Source organism: Streptomyces niphimycinicus (genome assembly GCF_018883605.1).
Classification (GTDB): domain Bacteria; phylum Actinomycetota; class Actinomycetes; order Streptomycetales; family Streptomycetaceae; genus Streptomyces; species Streptomyces niphimycinicus.
This window is the reverse complement of sequence record NZ_JAHLEM010000105.1, coordinates 1-21,359: the sequence shown is the minus strand read 5'-3', so window position 1 is coordinate 21,359 and position 21,359 is coordinate 1. Positions and strand designations below refer to the sequence as shown.

Annotated in this window: 18 protein-coding genes and 1 pseudogene; 10 read left to right on the top strand and 9 right to left on the bottom strand. The window is 69.8% G+C overall.

What is annotated here, in order from left to right; all coding sequences use genetic code 11:
• Positions 1 to 15 precede the first annotated feature (15 nt).
• Positions 16 to 306: pseudogene (locus KN815_RS12410) on the bottom strand (IS256 family transposase); the annotation flags it as partial.
• 263 nt (positions 307 to 569) lie between these two features.
• On the opposite strand from KN815_RS12410, the gene KN815_RS12405 reads away from it, so the two are divergent.
• Positions 570 to 1,124, top strand: a complete 555-nt coding sequence (locus KN815_RS12405) for an AAA family ATPase (RefSeq protein ID WP_216341835.1) — start codon at positions 570 to 572, stop codon at positions 1,122 to 1,124.
• A gap of 500 nt (positions 1,125 to 1,624) precedes the next feature.
• Entirely contained in the window at positions 1,625 to 3,217 is a 1,593-nt protein-coding gene (locus KN815_RS12400; protein ID WP_216341834.1) for a PucR family transcriptional regulator, read from the top strand.
• A 27-nt stretch (positions 3,218 to 3,244) separates the two neighbouring features.
• On the opposite strand, the gene KN815_RS12395 is transcribed toward KN815_RS12400, so the two are convergent.
• Positions 3,245 to 4,366 carry a serine hydrolase domain-containing protein gene (locus tag KN815_RS12395; protein WP_253208921.1) on the bottom strand — a complete coding sequence of 374 codons (1,122 nt, stop codon included), beginning with the start codon at positions 4,364 to 4,366 and terminating at the stop codon, positions 3,245 to 3,247.
• A 312-nt stretch (positions 4,367 to 4,678) separates the two neighbouring features.
• On the opposite strand from KN815_RS12395, the gene KN815_RS12390 reads away from it, so the two are divergent.
• The 5 genes from KN815_RS12390 to KN815_RS12370 all read left to right on the top strand — a co-directional run bounded on the left by KN815_RS12390 (position 4,679) and on the right by KN815_RS12370 (position 9,283).
• Positions 4,679 to 5,701 (top strand): dipeptidase, encoded by a 1,023-nt coding sequence (locus KN815_RS12390; protein WP_216341833.1) that lies wholly within the window; start codon positions 4,679 to 4,681, stop codon positions 5,699 to 5,701.
• Positions 5,702 to 5,838: 137 nt separating this feature from the next.
• Positions 5,839 to 6,921 (top strand): M20 family metallopeptidase, encoded by a 1,083-nt coding sequence (locus KN815_RS12385; RefSeq protein ID WP_216341859.1) that lies wholly within the window; start codon positions 5,839 to 5,841, stop codon positions 6,919 to 6,921.
• Entirely contained in the window at positions 6,918 to 7,688 is a 771-nt protein-coding gene (locus KN815_RS12380) for a GNAT family N-acetyltransferase (RefSeq protein ID WP_216341832.1), read from the top strand. Before KN815_RS12385 ends, KN815_RS12380 begins: the two co-directional genes overlap by 4 nt.
• A gap of 24 nt (positions 7,689 to 7,712) precedes the next feature.
• Entirely contained in the window at positions 7,713 to 8,822 is a 1,110-nt protein-coding gene (menC, locus tag KN815_RS12375) for an o-succinylbenzoate synthase (RefSeq protein ID WP_216341831.1), read from the top strand.
• Positions 8,823 to 8,920: 98 nt separating this feature from the next.
• Entirely contained in the window at positions 8,921 to 9,283 is a 363-nt protein-coding gene (locus tag KN815_RS12370; RefSeq protein ID WP_216341830.1) for an AQJ64_40280 family protein, read from the top strand.
• Between the two features lie 84 nt (positions 9,284 to 9,367).
• Here the strand turns inward: KN815_RS12370 and KN815_RS12365 are convergent, their stop codons facing one another.
• The 4 genes from KN815_RS12365 to KN815_RS12350 form a co-directional block, all read right to left on the bottom strand.
• Positions 9,368 to 10,327: an alpha/beta hydrolase family protein gene (locus KN815_RS12365; protein ID WP_216341829.1), complete on the bottom strand. Its 960-nt coding sequence runs from the start codon at positions 10,325 to 10,327 to the stop codon at positions 9,368 to 9,370.
• 462 nt (positions 10,328 to 10,789) lie between these two features.
• The gene (locus tag KN815_RS12360; RefSeq protein WP_216341828.1) at positions 10,790 to 11,875 is read right to left on the bottom strand and encodes an alpha/beta hydrolase; all 1,086 of its coding nucleotides are present in this window, start codon (positions 11,873 to 11,875) and stop codon (positions 10,790 to 10,792) included.
• Positions 11,872 to 13,362 (bottom strand): M1 family metallopeptidase, encoded by a 1,491-nt coding sequence (locus KN815_RS12355; protein ID WP_216341827.1) that lies wholly within the window; start codon positions 13,360 to 13,362, stop codon positions 11,872 to 11,874. Before KN815_RS12355 ends, KN815_RS12360 begins: the two co-directional genes overlap by 4 nt.
• 60 nt (positions 13,363 to 13,422) lie before the next feature.
• Complete coding sequence (locus KN815_RS12350) at positions 13,423 to 14,250, bottom strand: M20/M25/M40 family metallo-hydrolase (RefSeq protein WP_253208920.1); 828 nt, start codon at positions 14,248 to 14,250, stop codon at positions 13,423 to 13,425.
• A 572-nt stretch (positions 14,251 to 14,822) separates the two neighbouring features.
• Here KN815_RS12350 and KN815_RS12345 point away from each other — a divergent pair.
• Together KN815_RS12345 and KN815_RS12340 are read left to right on the top strand one after the other, a co-directional pair.
• Positions 14,823 to 15,158 (top strand): ArsR/SmtB family transcription factor, encoded by a 336-nt coding sequence (locus KN815_RS12345; RefSeq protein ID WP_216341826.1) that lies wholly within the window; start codon positions 14,823 to 14,825, stop codon positions 15,156 to 15,158.
• 1 nt (position 15,159) lies between these two features.
• Positions 15,160 to 15,882 carry a cation efflux transmembrane domain-containing protein gene (locus KN815_RS12340; RefSeq protein ID WP_216341825.1) on the top strand — a complete coding sequence of 241 codons (723 nt, stop codon included), beginning with the start codon at positions 15,160 to 15,162 and terminating at the stop codon, positions 15,880 to 15,882.
• Positions 15,883 to 16,083: 201 nt separating this feature from the next.
• On the opposite strand, the gene KN815_RS12335 is transcribed toward KN815_RS12340, so the two are convergent.
• Positions 16,084 to 16,590, bottom strand: a complete 507-nt coding sequence (locus tag KN815_RS12335) for a lantibiotic dehydratase (protein WP_301184570.1) — start codon at positions 16,588 to 16,590, stop codon at positions 16,084 to 16,086.
• Positions 16,591 to 16,935: 345 nt separating this feature from the next.
• Between KN815_RS12335 and KN815_RS12330 the strand changes: the two genes are divergently transcribed.
• Entirely contained in the window at positions 16,936 to 18,822 is a 1,887-nt protein-coding gene (locus KN815_RS12330) for a S9 family peptidase (RefSeq protein WP_216341824.1), read from the top strand.
• 406 nt (positions 18,823 to 19,228) lie between these two features.
• On the opposite strand, the gene KN815_RS52130 is transcribed toward KN815_RS12330, so the two are convergent.
• Together KN815_RS52130 and KN815_RS12320 are read right to left on the bottom strand one after the other, a co-directional pair.
• Complete coding sequence (locus KN815_RS52130; protein WP_372458329.1) at positions 19,229 to 20,104, bottom strand: transposase; 876 nt, start codon at positions 20,102 to 20,104, stop codon at positions 19,229 to 19,231.
• Positions 20,105 to 20,364: 260 nt separating this feature from the next.
• Positions 20,365 to 21,333: an alpha/beta hydrolase gene (locus KN815_RS12320; RefSeq protein ID WP_216341823.1), complete on the bottom strand. Its 969-nt coding sequence runs from the start codon at positions 21,331 to 21,333 to the stop codon at positions 20,365 to 20,367.
• Positions 21,334 to 21,359 lie beyond the last annotated feature (26 nt).

Below are 21,359 nucleotides of genomic sequence, written 5' to 3'. Positions count from 1 at the left end.
CTCCTCCAGGCGGACGAACCGCTTGCGCTCGCCCGTGGCCTCGTCGACGCGCTTGTCGCTCACCCGCGGTGCCTTCACCTCGACCACACCGGCCCCGGTCGCGACCCGCCGGGGCTCGTGATAGCCGTTGCGCACCACCAGACGGTGCCCTTTGCCGTCGCTTTCGTCGGCCAACTCCGCTATGTGGGAGTTGACTTCGGCCTCCAGCGCGGCGGCGGGCATCCGCCGTGCGCCTTCCTGAACGATCTCATCCGGCAGCGAGCTGCCGCTTGGCGTGGTGCCGTCCTCATTGACTGCCGTAAGCACGGGCGTGCCCTCCCGGCCGACGCTACAACGTCGGCCTTGCTCGATGACCTATCGATCGATCCATCGGGACGGTACGCCTCCCTCCGCCAGGAGTGATCCACAGGTATTGAGCATTGCTCGGCCCCGGCCGGGGCGGAGTTCTGGGCGTCGGTGTGTCGGTCCAGGCAGTGGCGCCGATCGTGGTTTTGCTGGTGGTGCCTGTGGCCGTGGGGCTGATCGATATCGGATCGCATGAGACGGATGCGAGCTGGCACGCTGCCTCCATGGATCCTGCGGAAGTGCTACTCATCGGTGGACGGGCTGGAGTCGGCAAGACGACGGTGGGATGGGAGGTCTCGGCGTTGCTGCGGGCCGCGGCGGTCTCTCACGCGGTTATCGATGGTGACTTCATGGGGCAGGTGCATCCGGCCCCGGAGGGGGACCCTCACCGTTCGGAGATCACCGAGAGCAATCTGACCGCCGTGTGGGCCAACTTCACCCGGTGCGGCTACCACCGACTGATCTATACGAACACCGTCAGTGTGCTGCCCGAGACGACCGGTATGTTCCAGCGGGCCATGGGGACGGGGGTGCGGATCGTGCGGGTCCTTCTCACCGCCTCCGATGCCACCGCCCGCGAGCGGCTGGTGCGCCGGGAACTCGGCTCGGAGCTGGAGCAGGAGCTGGCAGGCAGTGCCCGCAAGGCGCGGTTGTTGGATCAGCGCCTCCCCGCGGATGCGGTGCGGGTGGAGACGGACGGGAGAGCTGTCATGGACATCGCTCACGAGGTGGTGGCCGCCACCGGCTGGTCTGGACAGCGCTCCGCGACCAGGCCGTGATCGAGGTCCAGCAGAGCATGCACGACCTCCGCGTCGCCATCGGCGACGCGGAGGAAGAAGAGGGGTAACGAGGATGGCCAGCCGTCGGTCGGCACCGGTTTCCCCGGCCGGCCGCGCCTGGGTGGCCGGCGGCTGCCGTGCCGTGGCCGCCTGGAGCACTCCGGATCGGGACCCAGGTCCCGGGTTCGCCGCGATCGGCCCGCCGGCCACCGAGCTCGCGGGGGACCGGGCGGCGGCCATGGAGTCCGCCCGGGAAGCACGGGCACCGTACCGCCCGAGGGACCCGGTGTGGTGCCTCGCCACCGTCGGGGGGGGATCCGCGGGCCCAGGGCAGGGGCCTGGGTGCTGTGGTCATCCGGCCCGGCCTTGAGGAGGCCGAACGCGCGGGGGTCCCGGTGTTCCTGGAGACCTCGGAGGCGGCCAATCGGCCGGGCGCTTGCGGGAGACAAAATATCCTCTCCGGCAGCGGCCCGTCCGGGCCGGGGCTTTGAGGAGCACCTTTGAACGCTTGTACGCTCGGCGATCTCGTCGGCAGTTTGGCCCTGCGGCTCCACACCGCGCCCGCCGGCCCCGCCACCCCGGTCACCGAGGTGCTGCTGTATGACGCGCATGTCCCGCTCCCGCATGCGCCCGGGGCTCTGCTGCTGGCGGTCGGGGTGCGGGCAGTCGCGGCCGGGTCGCTGGTGCGGGCCGCGGCGGCGGCCGGGGTGACGGGGGTCGTGGTGCGGGGCGCGGACGGGCCGGTCGGGGAGGCCGAAGCGTATGGTGTGGCGCTGCTGTCGGTCGACGAGGAGGTGTCCTGGCACCATGTGTATCTGATGCTGGCCTCGGCGATCGGCGCCCGGTCCGCCCCCGGAGGTGGGCCGGGTGAGCTGTTCGCGCTGGCCGACGCGATTGCGGCGGCGACCGGCGGGGCCACCTCTGTGGAGGACCCGCACCAGCGGATTCTGGCCTACTCCACGGTGCCCGGTCAGCCGGTCGATGAGGACCGCCGCCAGGGCATCCTCGGCCTTCAGGTCCCGGCCGGCGTGGCGAACGAGGACCAGGTCCGGCGGGTGTTCGGCTCGGACGGGCCGGTGCGGCTGCCTCCGCTCACCGCGGGGGACCTGCCGCGGCTCGCCGTCGCGGTGCGGGCCGGCGGCGAGACGCTCGGCTCGATCTGGGTGGTCGACGGCGGCACGCTGGCCGCGGGCGTGGAGGAGACCCTGGCCCAGGGCGCGTCCACGGCGGCGTTGCTTCTGCTGCGCGCCCGCGTGGCCCGGGAACTGGCTCGCGACCAGAACACCTACCTGGTACGCCGGTTGCTGGAGGGTTCGGCGGATGCCTCGACGGCGGCGCACCGCCTGGGGTGGGACGCGGTCCGGGTGGCCGCGTTCGTGCTGGACTCCTCGGCGAGTGTGCCGGACGCCGAGCGGACCCTGCTCAGGCTGCTGGACGTCGTGCGCCTTCAGTGCGAGGCCCGCCACGGGCGGCATGGGTGCGTGCTCCTGGACGGGGTGGTGTACGCCTTGCTGCCCGCGCCCGGGAAGCAGGGCGGGGAGCATAGGACGCAGGAGCAGAGGACGCAGGAGCAGAGGACGGCCGACCGGCGGCACCGGCAGTTGGCGGAGGACATCGTGCGCCGGGCCGGGCGGTCGCTGCGGGTGCCGGTACGGGCGGCGCTCGGCGAGGTGGTGCCCGACCTCGGCGAGGTGGCGGACTCGCGTGCGGACGCGGACCTGGTCCTGCGGCTGCTGAACGAGGATCTGCCGGTGGCCACCGTAGCCGAGGTGCGGTCCCGGGTGACGCTGCTGCGGCTGCGCGATGTGATGGGGGAGCGGCGGGAGTTGCGGGCGGGCGCCTGGCGGCGGGTGCTGGCGGCGGACGCCGAGCACGGCACCGATTACGCCCGCACCCTGGTGTCCTGGTTCGACGCGGGCTGTGACGTGGCAGGCGCGGCGAAGGCGCTGTCCGTCCATCCCAACACCTGCCGCTACCGTCTGAAGCAGGTCGGCCGGCAGCTCGGGATCGACCTGGCGGACCCCGACGAACGGCTGGTCCTCTGGCTCCAGTTGCGGGTTCTGGCCGAAGGCTCCTGGTCAGATGGTCCCTGACGGCCGCTCCCCGACAGCCGCTCCCCGTCAGCGCAGGTCGCGGATGAGTTCGCGGAGGATGGAGTCCACCTTCTCCTCCTTGAACTCTTCCGAGCCGATCAGCAGCGTCACGGCCCGCCGGCCGTCATCGGTGACAGCGTTCCTGAGCTTGTGGCCGGTCTCCATGAAGCCGCTGTGTCCCCAGGTGACAAAGCCCGGGGTGCTCTCATACCGCTCGACTCCCAGGCCGTAGCGCCCGCCCCTCTCCTCGGGGTCCACAACGGTCTTCTTCATCTCGGCCAGCTCGGCCGGGGCCAGCAGTTTGCCGGACATCAGCGCGGTGAAGAAGGTGGTGACGTCGGCACCGGTGGAGACCAGCGCGCCGGATGCGTCGGACCCGGAGACGTTCCATTCCGTCCAGTCCAGCACTTTCCCGGACCGCTCCACGTAGCTTCGCAGGTCCGGCTCGGGGAGCGTGGTCCGGTCGCCCGGCCAGGACGTGTGGCGCAGCCCGAGGGGCTTGATGATCCGCTCTTTGATCTCGGTGCCGATGCTGCGGCCGGTGACCTTGGCGACGATCAGCCCGGCCAGGTTGTAGTTGGTGTTGGAGTAGGAGAAGTGGTGCGGAGTGCTGTTGTCGGTCGGGGGCAGAGTCAACGCCTGTAGAACCGTGTCCAGGGGCTCGAAGTGATCCCAGCGGTGCGCAAGCTCGTCCTCCCAGTACGGCGCGTCCAGGTAATCGGGCAGGCCACTGGTGTGCTGGAGCAACTGCCGAATCGTGATCTTGCGCCCGTCATAGTGTTGGGTGCGGATCAGACCCGGCAGATAGTGGTCGACGCTGTCATCGAGCTTGATCTTGCCTTCGCCGACGAGCTGGAGCACGACCGTGGCCACCCAGGTCTTGGTGTTGCTGGCGATACGGCTGTGCTCATTGCCGACGACCTTGCGTCCCGTCTTCAGGTCGGCGAGGCCGACCCCGGCGTTCCGCACACCGCAGCGTGGACTCTTCACCGTCACGCTGATCCCCGAGGCGTCGGCGCTGCTCAGTTCCGTCAACGCCTTTTCTATGGGCTTGGTGTCACACCCCGGTGCCGCGGCCGACGCGGCGGGAACAGCCAGCAGAGGCACGATGACCGCCAATGTCGCAACAACACTTGTCCTACGTCGCATCAAGTCTCCTTCATCCCGTGCGGTTACGTGCGGCGCAACCGGTTGCGCACAGCATCGGGCATGGGCCGGCCCTGGGCATGCAGCGCCTGGCAAGGGATTGCACGCAGGGTTTGTGCGCCTGGCCAACAGGCCGTCTCATCCGATCTGCTATGCGGCGGAGCTTTGTCCACACGTCCAAGCGGCGACCTGCTGATTTGTTCTGCGAGACCAAGGCGCGGGGGCGCACCGCGCGTACGTTGAGGACACGTTCCCCGAGCCCCCCGCAGGTATGCCGGGGTCACGTCTGTTCCCGTCCCCGCGAAAGGCTCCGCCGTGTCCTTGAATCCGCGTCACCGCGCCGTCGTCGCCGATGCCCACAACGACCTCCTCATGGCCGTCGCGGCCCGTCCCGCGAAGCGCTGGGGCGGCTACTTCCGGGACCGGTGGCTGCCGCAACTGCGCGAGGGCGGCGTGGACATCCAGGTGCTGCCGGTGTTCGTCGACGACCAGTACCGCCCCGAGGGAGCGCTGCGGCAGACCCTGCGCATGATCGAGTGCGGCCACGTTCTCGCCGAGGCCAACGCCGACCAGGTCGCGCTGTGCGGCAACGGTGCGGACATCGACAGGGCCCTCGCCGAGGACAGGATCGCCCTGGTTCTCGCGCTGGAGAGCGCACCGGGCATCGACGCCTCCGTCGAACTGTTCTCCACCCTTTTCCGGCTCGGCGTGCGGATCGCCTCGATCGCCCACTGGGGACGCACCCCGCTCGCCGACGGCAGCCGGGAGAACGCCACCGGCAGCCGGCTCACCCTCCCCGGCATCGAGGCGCTGCGGGAAATGGAGCGCCTGGGCATGCTCTTCGACATCTCCCACCTGGGGGAGAGCGGTGTCGCCCATGTCCTCGAGCTCACCACCCGCCCGCTGATCGCCACCCATTCCTGCGCCCGCGCCCTGCGGGACCACCACCGCAACCTCACCGACGACCAGATCCGTGGGGTGGCCGACACCGGCGGCGTCGTATGCGTGAACTTCGTCCCGGACTTCCTCACCGACGACCAGGCGAAGGTGAACGTCGACCGGGTCGTCGACCACATCGAGCACATCGCCTCCGTGGCCGGGATCGACCACGTCGGCCTCGGCTCGGACTTCCTCCGCGAGGTCGTAGCGGACCTCACCCCGCCCTGCTGCGAGAACACCGACGACGAGGACCCCCAGTTCGACTTCCCCGGCCTGGCGGGCCCGGCCGACATGCCCCTGGTGACCGAGGCAATGACCCGCCGTGGACTGCCCGAGGAGGACGTCCTGAAGATCCTGGGCGGGAACCTGCGACGGCTCATGACCACCCACATGGGCTGACGCCGGAACAAGCCCGACAAAGCCCCGCGCGTTCTGCGTCCGGCCCATCAGTCGTTCCGACTCTGGAGGTTTCCCCCGTGCCGCACGATGATGACCACTCCTCCGCGCGGGCGGACGGTGCGCCGCCCCTGGACGCCATGCTCGCGGACCTCGAAGAACTCGTCACCTGCGAGTCCTACTCCGCCGACCACGCGGCCCTGGCCCGCAGTGGCCAGGTGGTCGCCGCGCAGGGCAGCCGTCTGCTCGGTGCCCCGCCCCGAACGCTGGTCATCGAGGGTGTCACCCACCTCCAGTGGGGCTTCGGCACGCCGCGCGTCCTGCTGCTGGGCCATCACGACACCGTCTGGCCGACCGGCTCCATCAGGACCCTGCCCTGGTCGGTCGAGCAGGGCGTCGCCCGCGGGCCCGGGGTCTTCGACATGAAGGCCGGTCTGGTCCAGATGTTCCACGCCCTCGCCTCGCTGCCCTCCCTCGATGGCCTCTGCGTGCTCGTCACCGGTGACGAAGAGACCGGTTCGGCCACCTCCCGCCCGCTCATCGAGGACATCGCGCGCCAGTGCTCGGCCACCCTCGTCCTGGAGCCATCGGCCCCCGGAGGGGCCCTGAAGACCGGCCGCAAGGGCGTATCCGGCTACGACATCACCGTGCACGGCCGCGCCGCCCACTCCGGGCTCGAACCGGAGAAGGGGGTCAACGCGGCCACCGAACTCGCCTGCCAGATCCTCGCTCTACAGAACGTCGCCGACACCGTCATCGCCTCCACCGGGCCCGGGACGACCGTCACTCCCACGGTGATGCGGGCCGGCACCTCGAACAACACCGTACCCGCGCGGGCCGAGCTGAGCGTGGACGTGCGCGTGCCCGATCCGGCGGCGCAGGAGGCGGTCGACCGGCTCATCAGGGCCCTGGAGCCGCAGTTCCCGGGCGCCCGACTACAGATCGACGGCGGTCCCAACCGGCCGCCCCTGGCCCCCGGCGCCTCCCGGGCGCTGTTCGAGCTGGCCGCCGAACAGGCCGCACGGCTCGGCCTCGGCCCGCTGCGCCAAGCGGCTGTCGGCGGAGCCTCCGACGGCAACTACACCGCCGGGGCCGGATGCCCCACGCTCGACGGCCTCGGTGCGGTCGGCGACGGTGCGCACGCCGAGCACGAACACGTCATCACCGCCACCATGCCGGCCCGTGCCCGGCTGCTGGCCCATCTCCTCGGAGCGCTGCGATGAACGGACCGACTGTACGAGAACTCCACGTCATGGAGGACCTCGACGCCGTCAATCACCTCTACGCCGACATCTGGGGGACCGAACCCGGCAGCAGCTCGCCCATCTCCGCCGAGGTCATGCGGGCCCTGTCCCACTCCGGCAACTACGTGGCCGGGGCGTACGAGGACGACCGGCTGGTCGGTGCCTCCGTGGCCTTCTTCGGCGAACCCGCGGGCACCAGCCTGCACTCGCACATCACCGGCGCCGTCATGGGGCGTGGCGTGGGCCTTGCCCTCAAGACGCACCAGCGGCGGTGGGCACTCGCCCGCCGGCTGCGGCGCATCACCTGGACCTACGACCCACTCATCCGCCGCAACGCCTACTTCAACCTGGTCAAGCTCGGCGCCCGGCCGCAGGAGTATCTGACCTCCTTCTACGGTGCGATGGACGACGCCGTCAACAGCGGCGACGAGTCCGACCGGGTCCTGGCCGCCTGGGACCTCACCGCGCCCGCCCCGCCCGGGACGATCGAGCCGCCCCCCGGCGCCGCGCACGGCCTCCGCAACCACCATGGCCGCCCGGAGACCGGCGCAACCGACGCCGGCACCGTACTCATCGACCTCCCGGACGACATCGAGGCCCTGCGCCGCACGGATCCCGGCGCCGCCCGGGCCTGGCGCCTGGCCGTACGGCACACCTTGGGCGGCCTGCTCGCCGAAGGCGCCCGCGTCGTCGGCTTCCACGAACGCCGCCGCTATGTGGTCCAGCGCACAACACCCCGTTCCTGACCCCCTACAGAGGAGCCACCAGTCATGAAGACGAAGATCTCCGGCGTCGAGCTGCGGCGGATCGCGATGCCGCTCGTCGCCCCGTTCCGTACCTCCTTCGGCGTGGAGACCAGCCGCGATGTGCTCCTGGTCCGTGTCGTCACCGCCGACCGTGAGGGCTGGGCCGAATGCGCGGTCATGTCCGAACCTCGCTACTGCTCCGAGTACGTCGACGGCGCGCAGGACGTCCTGCGCAGGTTCCTCATCCCCGCCCTGCCCAAGGACGGCCTGGACGCGCAGGCGGTGGGTCGCGTCCTGGAGCCCTTCACGGGCCACCGCATGGCGAAGTCCGCGCTGGAGACAGCGGTGCTGGACGCCCAACTCCGCGGCGTCGGCGAGTCCTTCGGCGGCTATCTCGGTGCCGCCCGGGACCGGGTGCCCTGCGGTGTCTCCGTCGGGATCATGGACTCCGTGCCCGCGCTCCTCGACGCCGTGGCGGGATACCTCGCCGAGGGCTACGTCCGGATCAAGCTGAAGATCGAGCCCGGTTGGGACGTCGAACCCGTACGCGCCGTGCGCGAGCGCTTCGATGACGATCTGATCCTGCAAGTCGACGCCAACGCCGCCTACACCCTGGCCGACGCTCAACACCTGGCTCAACTAGACGACTTCCGCCTTCTGCTGATCGAACAGCCGCTGGCCGACGACGACTTGGTCCAGCACGCCGAACTGGCGAAGCTGTTGCGCACCCCGATCTGCCTGGACGAGTCCATCAAATCGGCCGCCGACGCCGCGGCGGCCATCTCTCTTGGCTCCTGCTCCGTCATCAACATCAAGCCGGCCCGGGTCGGCGGCTATCTCGAAGCCCGCCGCATCCACGACCTCGCCCGCGCCCATGGCATCCCCGTCTGGTGCGGCGGCATGCTGGAGACCGGTATCGGCCGCGCCGCCAATGTCGCCCTGGCCGCCCTGCCGGGCTGCACCCTCCCCGGCGACACCTCCGGCTCCAGCCGCTACTTCGCCACCGACATCACACAGCCGTTCGTCCTCGCCGACGGCCACCTCGATGTCCCCACCGGCCCCGGCCTCGGCGTCGAGCCGCTGCCCGACATCCTCAACGAGGTCACCACCTCCAGCGAATGGATACCGCTGTGAGCACCTATCGGGTCTGAGTGGCGAACATGGCGTATCCGCCCCGGCGGGTCGAATGGCGAGAATGGCGTATCCGACAGCGGCCCGAGCCGGGAGTGGACATGGACGCGGTGGTGGAGTGGGTGGACGCACGCGAGAGGCTGCCGAGGGACGGTATGCCAGTGGCGGCGGCGACATCGGGCCGCTACCCGCCCGACCGCGAGGCAGAGCCCGATGCCACGTCCGGACAGGACTTCTGGCTGGTGCTGCCCATGTACTTCACCACCCTCCACATCGACGCGGACGGGACCGAGTACCGCGACTGCTTCGTCGACTCCGACCGGGTCGTCCGTCTGCCCCACGGCCGCCCCTGCGCCGAACCCGTCACCCACTGGGCGGAACTGCCCACCCTGCCGGGCATGGCCGTGCACCAGGTGGTGGGTGAGGAAGCGCGGACCGCTCTCCGCGATATCCGGGACGAGTGAACGGCAGGGGCACCGCGCACGACCTGCTCGGGTTCCTCGCCCCAGACGCAGGCCCCAAGCCGATGGCGAGGGCTTCGGCCTGATCTACTTGGATGCGACCCGTCCGAGCGGGTCGGGGCCGGAGCCCGGTGCGTCACGCACGGTCTGCCAGGTGGAGTCCCCGGGGTAGAGCTCGCTGCGCAGATAGGCCCAGGTGAGGCGCGCGACCGCGGCGACCCGCTCGGGGTTCTCGTCCGTGGTCTCGGCGACGTCGTATCCGGGGATCCCGCCGAGTGCGTGTCCCGCGCCGAACAGGGTGAGCAGGGATTTGGGGCTGGGGCCGAGGGTGTAGGGGTCGGCGTGCCAGTCGGGTCCCATGTCGGTGAAGTGCCGGGAGTCGTCTTCGTCGCCGGCGACGACCAGCGCGGGGGTGGTCATCGTGGAGAAGTCGATGGTCGCCAGGACCGGCAGCATGTCGCCCATGGGTCCGTTGAGGACGTCGCCCCTGCCGGGCGCGGCGAGCAGCACGCCCGCCTTGATCCGGGGTTCGAGGAGGTTCACTTCCTTGCCGGTGTCGGGGTCGGTGAGCCCTGCTCCGAGCAGGGTGCTGGAGGTGAAGCCGCCGAAGGAGTGTCCGGCGACAGCGACCTTGGTGTGGTCGATCCGCCCGGCCAGCAGCGGCACGGCCTTCTCGATCTCGTCGAGCCGGTCAAGGATGTGGGTCATGTCCTCGGCGCGCGAGCGCCAGAAGAAGGGCGCTCCGGGGGCGTCGGCGACCAGGTGGCTCAGGGTCCTGGAGGTGAGGTGGGTGGGCTGGATGACGACGAATCCGTGGGCGGCCCAGAAGTTGACCAGCGGCGCGTAGCCGTTCAGCGAGGAGAGGTTGTTCGAGGGGCCTTGGCCGTGGGAGAGCAGGATGACGGGCAGGCCGGTGCCGGTCTCGGGCGCGGAGACGCGCACCTGGAGGTCCACGGGACGTCCGGGTACGGACAGCACCACCGGGCTGTAGGACAGGACCGGGGCGGGCGAGCCCGAGGTGTCGGCGGTGGTGGTGGATGTGCTCATGATGTGTTGGTTGCCCTTCTGCGGACCCTGCCGCCCTGCGGTCCGGTTCGACCGGCGCGTGATGAGGCGGTCAGGAGCGTTCCGCCTCGGCCGGCCTGAAGTGGAGCGTTGCTCCAATTAGTATTCGGAGCGACGCTCCGGTTTGTCAAGGTGTGTGGGAGGAAGGCGTCATGCCCAGCGAGAGCACACCGGGAAGGCACCGGCCCGACGTAAGCAGGCCGACGCGCTGGGCAACCAGCAGGCATCATCAAGTACACCTACGACGCCGGCTGGTCGGGCGCCGGACGCTTCGCCACCATGCTGCGGGATGTATACCACGCGGACAACCCGTCCTGACCGAGCGGCGCCGCGGCCGGCCCGACGCCCGCGCGGGCGGTGCCCCGGCCCGCTCGGAAGTCCTCCAGCCCTGGTCACCCTGCGGTCCGCAGTCGCCGGGGGCCGCTCACCGGCGCTCGCGGGGCACTATCGGTGTGCCGGTACCACCCGTGTCGTCGCGGTGACGTCCGGCAGGGGCCGTTCGCCGGTGAGTACGGGCAGCCCGTCCTGGTCGCCCTGGAGTTCATAGCGGAAGAACGCGGTCGCGTAGGCGATGAGTGCGTCCTGCTGCCGGGAGGGGGACAGTTCCTGGGCCGGGCAGGTGCTGTCGTCCTCACCGAACAGGTACGGCGGCGTCCATGTCGTGTTGTAGTAGTTGTGGTTCGCGCCCTTCAGCGAAATCGAGTAGTCCGTCACGGTGTTCAGCCCGCTGACGTCGTCCAGGTACTCCTGGCCCACCTCGCGAACCGCGCCGTCACAGGAGCTGGTGACCACCGCGAACGGCAGCTTGGTGATGAGTGTGTCGCTGTGGTCGCCCTCCGGGTCGTCGAACTTGACCGGAGCCAGCCCCAGGACCGCACGGACGTTCACACCGGCCGGCCATTCGCCCCGGTGCTTGTCCGATGCCTGCCACATCACGCCCTTACCGCCACGTGAGTGTCCCAGGGTGCCGACGCGGTTCATGTCGACATGGCCGGTGAAGTCCCGTGCGACCGGCCGCCCGGATGGATCGACGAGATGCCTTGCCAGCGGTCCGCCCCTGCCCGCGGCCAACTGCTGCCACAGCCGCAGGTGTTCGTTGACGAGCCGGGCACGGTCGCCGTAGTCGAAGGACGTCTGGTTGATGGCGTCCACGCTGATCGACACCACGACGAAACCGCGGTCGGCCAGCGCGGCGCCCAGATAGTCGTAGCCGCGGTAACTCGGGAACGGGCTCGAGCCCTCCGTGCAGGGCCAGTCGACGGCGTCCTTGGAGTCACAGGCCCACCACGAGCCGTGTGACATGACGATCAGGGGGAGCCGGCCGGTCGGGCGCCGCGGATAGTGCACCTGCGCGCGCACTTCGCTGACCGTACCGGACTGGGAGTCGGTGAACGCCGTGTCACCCAGGTCGTACTCGGCGACCGCGACCGAGCCGACACTGTCCTGTGCCGTGGCGGGCACGTGCGCACCCCCCGCCAGCAGGGCGGAGACGAACAGCAGCGTGGCCGCCAGACGGATCGTGGTTCTCATGTGTGATCTCCCGGCCCGCCCCAGGTGTTGCGCGCCGCGGCCGTTCCACCGCCGTGCTCCGCTGCCGGGTCGAGTGATCCGAGGGACCCCGGGAAGAGGTACTTCTTCTCCGGGACGGTGGTTCCGTGCGCCCACGCGCCGAAGAAGCCGGTGAGGTCCTTGCCGGAGACCTTCCCCATGAGTGCCTCGAACTGCGGCCAGGACGCGTTGCCGTAGCGGTGGTCGCGCTGCCAGCGCCTGAGGGTGCCGAAGAACGCCGTGTCGCCGACCGTGCGGCGCAGGGCGTGCAGCATCATGGACCCCTTGAAGTACAGGGCGCCGGCCAGTTCGCGGCCCTGGCCGGGGTCGTAGAGCCGAGTCGTCCAGAAGTCCGGGTCCGCCGTGCTCTCCTCCACCATGGAGCGGTAGAAGCCGTTGTCCAGGTCGGCTCCGTGCTTCTCCTCGTCCCACAGTTGTCCGGCGTACTGGGCGAAGCACTCGGCCAGGCAGCCGTCGCGCCAGTCGGAGAGGGAGACGCTGTTGCCGAACCACTGGTGGGTGTTCTCGTGGACCATGGAGACGTCGGAGAACGCCCCTTGGTACGTCGGGCGGCTCTGTGTCTCCAGGGCGTTTGGGCCGTCGTCGTCGTTGCCGTCGATGACGATCGCCCCGGCCGAGGAGAACGGGTACGGGCCGAACTTCGAGGCCAGGAAGTCGATGATCTCCGGCAGTTGTGCCTCCTCTTCGGGGCGGACGCCGGCCCCGGGGCTGTAGGCGTGGATGACGGGGGTGCCGTCGGAGAGCTCCGAGGTGCGCACCGTGAACTTGTCGATGGCGATGGTGCTGAGGAACGTGGCCATCGGCCGGTCCTCGTACCAGCGGAACGTGCTCGTGCCCCGGCCGGTGCTGGTGGCGCCCGGTCGCCCGTTGCCGACCACCTGCCAGCCGGTGGGGACCGTGGCCGTGAGCCGGAAGGTGGCCTTGTCCGAGGGGTGGTCGTTGGCCGGGTACCAGGCCGTGGCGGAGTGCGGCTCGCCTGTCGCGCTCGCGCCGCCGTCGGCGAGGGTGTGCCAGCCCTCGCCGACCGGTTTGCCGGAGTAGCGGACGCGTACGGAGAAGCGCGTGTTCTTCGCGATCGGCCGGGCGGGGGTGACGACGAGTTCGTGCGCGCCCTCGCGGGAGACGGCGCTTGCGGGCGTCCCGTCCACGGTGACGGAGGTGACCTGGAAGCCTTCCAGGTCGAGGTGGAAGCGGTCCAGGTCCTGTGTCGCGACGGCCTGTACCGTGGTGTCGCCCTCCAGATGGCGGGGGCGGGCCGGGTCGTAGTTCACGCGGACGTCGTACCCGGAGACGTCGTAGCCGGAGTTGCCGTCGTCGGGGAAGTACGGGTCACCGACGCCGGAGCCGCCGGGGGCGGCGGAGGCCGGCATGGCGGTGAGCACGATGCCGGCGGCCAGGGCCGTGGCCAGGGTGGTGGTGCGGTGGCGGTGTTTCCAGCGGGCAGGCATGCGTCCGCTCCTTCGGGGGTGTTCGGGGATGTTCGGGGGTGTCGAGAGGCCGGGACCGGGTCAGCGGCGCGCGGCGAGCTGCCAGACCGTACTGATGAACGCGTTGGTGCTGGTGGTCTCGGTCACCGGGTCCACGTTCTCGACGCGGTCACACGCCTCGTGGATGCAGTCGTCGATCCCCGTGGCGAAGCCGCCCACCGGGATACCTGCTTCGCCGAACGACACATGGTCGCTGCCGCCGATGCCGATCTCGAACGTGGGCAGGTTCCGGGCGGCGAAGTACCCCTCGAACGCCTCGGCCGCCGCGGGGTCGTCGTGGACGACGAGCCACGGCCGGTTGTTGCCCTTGGTGCCGGCCATGTCGAGGTTCAGGTAGACGTCGATCCGGTCGCGCTTGGCGGCGGACAAGTCCCGCACATAGGCACGGGATCCTGACAGTCCGCCTTCCTCGGCGCCCCACCAGGCGAAACGCAGATGGCGGTTGGGCTTGAGACTGGCCTTGGACACCTCCAGGGCGGTGGCGAGCAGGGCTGCGGAGCCGGAGCCGTTGTCGTTGATGCCGGGGCCGGTCTCCACGCTGTCGAGGTGCGCCCCGGCGAACAGGATGTGCTCGGGGTCGCCGCCGGGCCAGTCCGCGATGAGGTTGTAGCCGGTGGCGCCGTCGTGCGTGAAGCTGTGCAGGGTGGTGCGGAAACCGGCCTTGTCCAGCGCGGCTTGTACATAGGCGACCGAGTCGCGGTAGCCCTGGGTGCCGTGGGCGCGGTTGCCGCCGTTGCGGTCCGCGATTCGCTGAAGTGCGTCCAGATGCGGCATGACCTGATCCGCGGTGACGACGGGCGGGGTGAGGCCGGTGCGGGGTTCGGCCATGGCGGTGGAGGCGCCGGCCACGAGGGCGACACACAGGCCGAGGACTGCGGTCGCGCGGCGCAGGCCGGAGGACGTGCGGGGCCGGGGCGTGCGACGAGCGGCTAAGTGGAGACCTGAGGTGTTGATCGAGTGCATGAGTGCGGTTCTCTCCGGAGGGAGTTGACGGCGGGTGTGCCCGGATGACCGGGCACGGGAGATCACGAACAGGGCGCTTGCGATGCCCTGGATTCCAGAGGGAGAGACGGTTTTGCGGCGAACCGAGTTGTAAAGAAACAGCAAAGCGTCGGGGTGGTCTCCGGCCGCGCAGGAGAGCGGGGCCGTCCGCTGGGGACGGGCCGCTGTGGGTGTCGTGGAACCGGTCGACTCCAACCAGATGTGCCTCCACCTCGCTGAACTGGTCCGCCGTCCAGCCCGTGTTCACGGTGACGTTCAGCCGCAGCCGGCGAAGGTTGGTACTCGCGTCGCCGGGTCGAACCGGTAGTTCGCGGACGCGGGGACGGTGGAGTAACCACGGTTCCGCTGATTTCCGCACGCGTCTCCGGTCCGCGGATGCAAGGTTTTGTGAATTCAGGATTCAGTGTACTGTCGGTGATGTGCTGACTCTCGCTGCTGACATCGAGGTGCTGGCGCGGTTCGGCCGTGCCCTCGCTGACCCGATCCGCTGCCGGATCCTCCTCGCCCTGCGCCAGGCCCCGGCCCATCCCGCCGACCTCGCCGACACCCTGGAGATCTCCCGAACCCGGCTGTCGAACCATCTGGCGTGCCTGCGCGACTGCGGCCTGGTCGTCGCGGTGCCGGTCGGCCGCCGCACCCGCTACGAACTCGCCGACGATCGCCTCGGCCACGCGCTGGACGACCTGCGCACCGCCGTGTTGGCGGTCGAGGCCGACAAGACCTGTGTGGACGCGGACGAGAAGGGCTGCTGCTGAGATGACCGCCGAGATACCCATCGGCATAGGTCCGGCCCCGGCCCGCCGTGACGTCCTCGCCAAGCGGATACGGCTGCTGGTCGCGGCCACCATCAGCTACAACGTGATCGAGGCGATCGTCGCGATCACCGCTGGGACGATCGCCTCCTCCACCGCGCTGATCGGCTTCGGCCTGGACTCCGTCATCGAGGTATCCTCCGCCGCCGCGGTCGGCTGGCAGTTCTCCGCCCGCGACCACGCGGTCCGCGAAGCGCGGGAGAAGACCACCCTGCGGATCATCGCGGTGTCGTTCTTCGCGCTCACCGCGTACGTCGCCTTCGACGCGGTCCGCGCCCTGGTCGGCGCCGGCGAGGCCGACCGCTCGATCCCCGGCATCGTCATCGCCGCCCTGTCGCTGGCCATCATGCCGTTCCTGTCCGCCGCCCAGCGCAAGGCCGGACGCGAACTCGGCTCCGTCAGCGCGGTCGCCGACTCCAAACAGACCCTGCTGTGCACCTACCTCTCCGCCGTCCTCCTGGCCGGCCTCGTTCTCAACGCCACCCTCGGCTGGTCCTGGGCCGACCCCATCGCCGCCCTCGTCATCGCCGCCATCGCCGTCAAGGAAGGCCGCGACGCCTGGCTGGGCAAGGGCTGCTGCGCGACACCCGCCGCCGCGGAGGTCCCTTCCGCCGACACCGGGACAGACATGTGCGGCTGCCGCCCCGGCTGCGACTGCTGCGGCTGAGCCGACATCCGCACACGCACAGGACCCCGGCATCACGTGACCGGAGTCCCGTGCCGTCCGCGGCCGAACCTCCGCCTCGGCGTCCGCGTCGTAGCGGACACCGGCGAGCGCGGCCGCTCGGTCACGCCCCGGCATGATGCCGTACCCACCGGGCCGCCGTGCGCACCCGACTCCTGGGGAGCCATCGTGGTCGTGGACCACCTACACGTCGTCCAGCTCGCCAACAAGATGTTCTCGCAGATCAGGCGCCACACCACCGCCGAACTGCGCGGGGTGCTGATAGGAGGACTCCGTTAGGTTCGTCTCGATCTTGGTGTCGTGTGTGTCCTGCTGGGCAAGGGCTGGTGGCAGGTGATGCAGATGCCGGTCCAGCACCTGCTCGGTGAGGACGAGTTGGCCCTTGCCGTCTGACAGGGCGTCGGCGAGCAGTCTGGCCAGGGCAGCGGTGCGACGCGCGTCGGGTGCCTCGTCGGTACCGATCGCGTCGTGAGGGCCGGGTGGGCCGAGACCGGTGACGGGGTCGAGAGCGTCCAGCAGCGGCACGAGCCGCTGGCGGCCGTAAGCGGCGCAGAAGCGCCGCTGATACTCGGTCAGCGGGCCGGTTCGGTGACCGATCCGCCACAGTAATGAGGCGGCTCGACCTGACGCTGTGGCCGGGAGCTTGTCCCGCAGGTGCTCCAGCGGGGCCGCGTGCAGGTCGACGTGCAGAGCACCATTGCGGCAGCAACGCTCCAGCTTGACCTTGTCGTAACGACAACGTTTCTACTGGTCCCATGCGAATCGGAGCGTTTGTCGGCATCGTCGGCATCACCACCCGCGCCGTGCGGCACCACCACCGTACGGAACGCGCCAGGTGTACGCGCTGACAGACACCGGGCTCCGGGTCTCGACCGTTTGCACACCCCGCGCGGCGCGGTGCGGTTCACCGGCGGAGTCCGGACACCTCGGTGCGGCGTCACCCACCGCCGGATTCGGCACCCACCCTGCCCCGCAGTACATTCAGCCAACCCCCGACCAGGACGGCCATACGCGGCCGCGTGGAAAGGAAGTTCCATGGCACTGCCAGAACTGATCACGGTCGAAGCACTCTTCGGCCCACCCGAGCGCACCACGGCCACGATTTCACCGGACGGAACCCGGATCGCCTACCTCGCGCCGTGGAAGAACCGGCTCAACGTGTGGGTGAGCGGCGTCGACAGCGACACCGACGCACGCTGCGTGACCGCTGACGACGTCCGCAGTGTGAGCACGTACTACTGGACCGACGACCCACGCTGGCTGCTCTACACCCAGGACACCGGCGGCGACGAGAATTGGCACGTCCACCGGGTCGACCTCGACGATCCGGACGCCCCCGTGGTCGACCTCACGCCCTTCCCCGGGATAAAGGTCCTGGATGTGAACCTGCCCATCGAACGTCCCGGCAAGGCGATCGTGCAGCTCAACGCCAGGAAGGTCGAGGAGTTCGACCTGGCGGAGATCGACATCGCGACCGGTGAACTCACCGTTCTCGCCGAGAACCCGGGCCATGTGTACGACTGGATGTGGGGTGCCGACGGCGAGCTGTTCGCCCGCACCCTCACCGCGGAAGGCGACATGGCGCTGTCGCGCTGGAACACGACAGCGGGCGAACTCGAGCTGATCACCACCTTCAACGGCGCCGACTACCCGATGGGTATCCAGCCGTTCGAGATGGCCGCCGACGGAGCCGGTGTCTGGATCGGGTCCATGCAAGGCACCGATCTCACTCGCCTGGTCCGGGTCGACCTGACCACCGGAGTGGAGACCGAGGTCGACAGCCACCCGACCCTGGACCTCGACGGAGCCCGTCGCGCCGTCGCCGGTCTGTCGTCGCCGCTGATCCGTAACCCGCGTACCGGCGCGCTGCTCGGCGTGTGCTACCTCGGAGAACGACAAGAGATCCGCCCGGTGGACCCGGAATTCGCCGCGGTACTGCGGAAGCTGCGGGCACTCTCCGACGGGGACATCGACGCGCTGTCGTCCGACGACAGCGGGCAGCGGTGGGTCGCGAACTTCGTCGACGACGGCAACCCCGAGGTCACCTACTACTACGACCACACCACCGGCGAGAGCCGGCTGCTGTTCCGCTCCCGTCCGCACCTCGACCCGGACGCGATGGCCCCCATGAAGCCGGTGACGATCACCGCGCGGGACGGGCTGGCCCTGCCGTCGTACCTGACGCTGCCGGTGGGGATCGAGCCGTTCGCGCTGCCGATGGTGCTGCTGGTCCACGGTGGCCCGTGGTTCCGGAATAGCTGGGGATTCGACCCCGAGGCACAGCTCCTGGCCAACCGCGGCTATGCGGTGCTCCAGGTCAACTTCCGCGGCTCCGTTGGCTACGGCAAGGCCCATATGCAGGCCGCGATCGGGGAGTTCGCCGGCGCGATGCAGAACGACCTGCTCGACGCCGTCGACTGGGCGGTCGCCCAGGGCTATGCCGACCCCGACCGGATCGGGATCTTCGGCGGTTCCTACGGCGGCTACGCCGCGCTCGTCGGCGTCGCGTTCACCCCGGACCGCTTCGCGGCCGCCATCGACTACGTCGGCATCTCGAACCTGGCGAACGTCATGCGCTCGATGCCCCCGTTCCTCCAACCCGGGCTGGTCGCCAACTGGTACCGCTACGTCGGCGACCCCGCCGATCCCGAGCAGGAGGCCGACATGCTGGCCCGCTCACCGATCACCCGGGTGGAACACATCAAGGCACCGTTGATGGTGGTGCAAGGCGCCAACGACCCCCGCGTCGTGAAGGCCGAGTCGGACAACATCGTCGCCGCGCTGCGGGAGCGTGGGGTCGATGTCGAGTACATGGTCAAGAATGACGAAGGGCACGGATTCCTGAACCCGGACAACCAAATCGAGATGTACCGAGCCGCCGATCGATTCCTGCACCGGCATCTGGGCGGACGACACGGTTGACGGCCGCATCGGGGACCTCGCCTCCGGACGTCTCCTTACCCGGGCGTGCCGTGCCGAAGGCGAGGTGAGGGCGCACGGCCTGCCGTCGATCGGCCACGGAGCGCGGGCCCGAGGCTCTTGCCAGGTGGAGCAGGGGTCGCAGGAGGGGGCCGACCGGACCCAGACGGCGACGCCGTCGGTGTTGTTGGTGACCGTCCGGGTCTTTCTCCTTGGTCAGGTCGGCGGCGGGCAGGACCTGTGTGACCTCGTCGTTGGACGTGACCGCCAGGGTTCGGGACGCTCCGGGCCATTGTCCGCTGCCCGAGTTGACCTGCGCGGCGGGATGCCGCCGAGCTGCTGACCCATTTCCTGCTCGCGTGTGACCCGATCGAGCCAGGCGGCTTTGCGGAGCAGGAGGTGACGATGGTCAATGCCCGGCCCGGACGGGCCGCCCGCCCGAGGAATCACCGGAAGCGGGCAGCCTCCTCGGACACCACGATATCGAGGTCGTTGATCGGTTTGGCAGGGCATCCGGGCCCGGCTTCAGTCCTGTTGGCAGTCTCGCAGGACCCGCCAGGGCCACGGCGTAGTGCGAGGACACCGCGAAGCCCACGTGACGAGCGCCCCCATCCGCCCGGCCGGTCTGCTGTGCGACGGCTCGGCCGGGAGGGACTCTGACCGATGTACTACTCAGGGGTCGGTTCCTCGCTCGGACCGTGTGCCGTGCGGCTCGGTGCCGCCCGCGTGTGACCGCGTCGACGGCTTCCCTTTCACACATCAGCAGGTACTCGGCCGGCCCGCGGGCGTAGGCATCGATCGTGCGGGGCGCACGTCCGAGATCCGTCCAGATCGTCAGCCAGGTCGCCGGTCCGAGCGCAGTCGGCCGACCAGACGACCAGACGACCAGCACGACCGGCAGGTCCGCCAGGGCGTGGGAGAGATAGGCGACGTCGTAGCCGGAGTCCATCACGATCCAGATCTCCGGGTCTCCTGCCTGCCACTGCCGGGCCTGCACCAACCTCGTTACCAAGCACTTGCAGTTGGGCAGCGGTGAGGGTGGTCGTGTCGTCCGCCGACCCCAGGGCACCGCGTCCAGCAGCGTGGTCCAGGAGGTGCGGCCTGTCTCCAGGGCGGTGACGAAGGAGTAGCGCCAGCCGGGCACGAACTGGTCCGAGCTGCGGTCGCCGCGCCCGTAGACGTGCCAAAACAGCCGGTCCTCGCTGGTCGGGGCAGCAGAGCGGAGCCAGTTGCTGACATCCACGGCCGGCACGATCCGGCCGTCGGCCGCCTTCGGTAGCGGCAGGCCGGCCAGCGCGGGCGTAGAGACAGTCGTAAAGCTCGACCCGAAAGCGGGACAAGACGCTCAATGCCTCGCCTGCGGACCCAACGACGGGGAGACTCATGCACAGCCGCCGTTCTCTCGTTCTTCGGTACTCGACATCTCGAAGCGTGGAGAACGGCCGCGTCACGTGCCGCCTGTTCCCCGGGGTCTCAGCAGGTCGAGTGACCCGAGACGTTCGGCGCCAAGCTCGTGCACACTGCATCATCAGGTTTTCGGTGGCGTTATGCGGCGGGGTTCGTGGGCAGGATTCGGGCGAGCCAGTCGGTGCGGGTTCGGCGGGCCGTGGCCGAGATGTGCGCCTGCGGGTACAGGGCGTCGAATCCGTGGAAGCCGCCTGCCCAGACGTGGAGTTCGGCCTGGCCGCCGGCCGCCCAGATGCGGGTGGCGTAATCGGTGTCCTCGTCGCGGAAGACTTCGGCGGAGCCGGTGTCGATGTAGGTGGTCGGCAGGCCCGCGAGGTCGTGGGCCAGGGCGGGTGAGACGTATGCGGGTATCTCGTCGTCGGTGAGGTCGCCGAGGAGGCAGCGCCATCCGAATCCGTTCATCTCGCGGGTCCAGACGCCGGGCCCGTTCGAGTACTGGAGGCTGGAGGTGGTGGTGTTGCGGTGGTCGAGCATGGGGCCGATCAGGACTTGGGCGGCGATCGTCGGGGTGCCGAGGTCGCGGGCCAGCAGGGTGACGCCGGCGGCTAGGCCGCCGCCCGCGCTGGCGCCTGCGACGATGATCCGGGCGGGGTCGATGCCCAGTTCGGCGGCGTGGCCGGCGATCCAGAGCAGTCCCTGGTAGCAGTCGTCGACCGGGATGATGCCGGTGGCCTCGGGTGCGAGCCGGTAGTCGACGGAGACCACGACGGCGCCGAACTCGTCGAGCCACTCCAGCGGGATGTCGATCTGTGAGAAGCGGTCGCCCATGACCATCCCGCCGCCGTGCATCCAGTAGACGCAGGGTGCGGCGGTGGTGCGATCGGTGTTCGCGGGGCTGAAGACGGACAAGGGGATCGGGGTGCCGTCCGGACTCGAAACGGTGACCTCGCGCCGGTCGATCGCGCGGCCTTTGAGGAGGGGTTCGACGGGCATCGAGGAGAAGGGGCGTACCTGCGCCAGCACTTCAGCGCTGAGCTGGGACATCAGCGGCATGTCGGCCAGGAGTTCATGCAGTTCGGGGTCGAGGGCGGGGCGTGCTGTGGTCATGGTCGTTGCCTTTCGTGGGTGGTGGT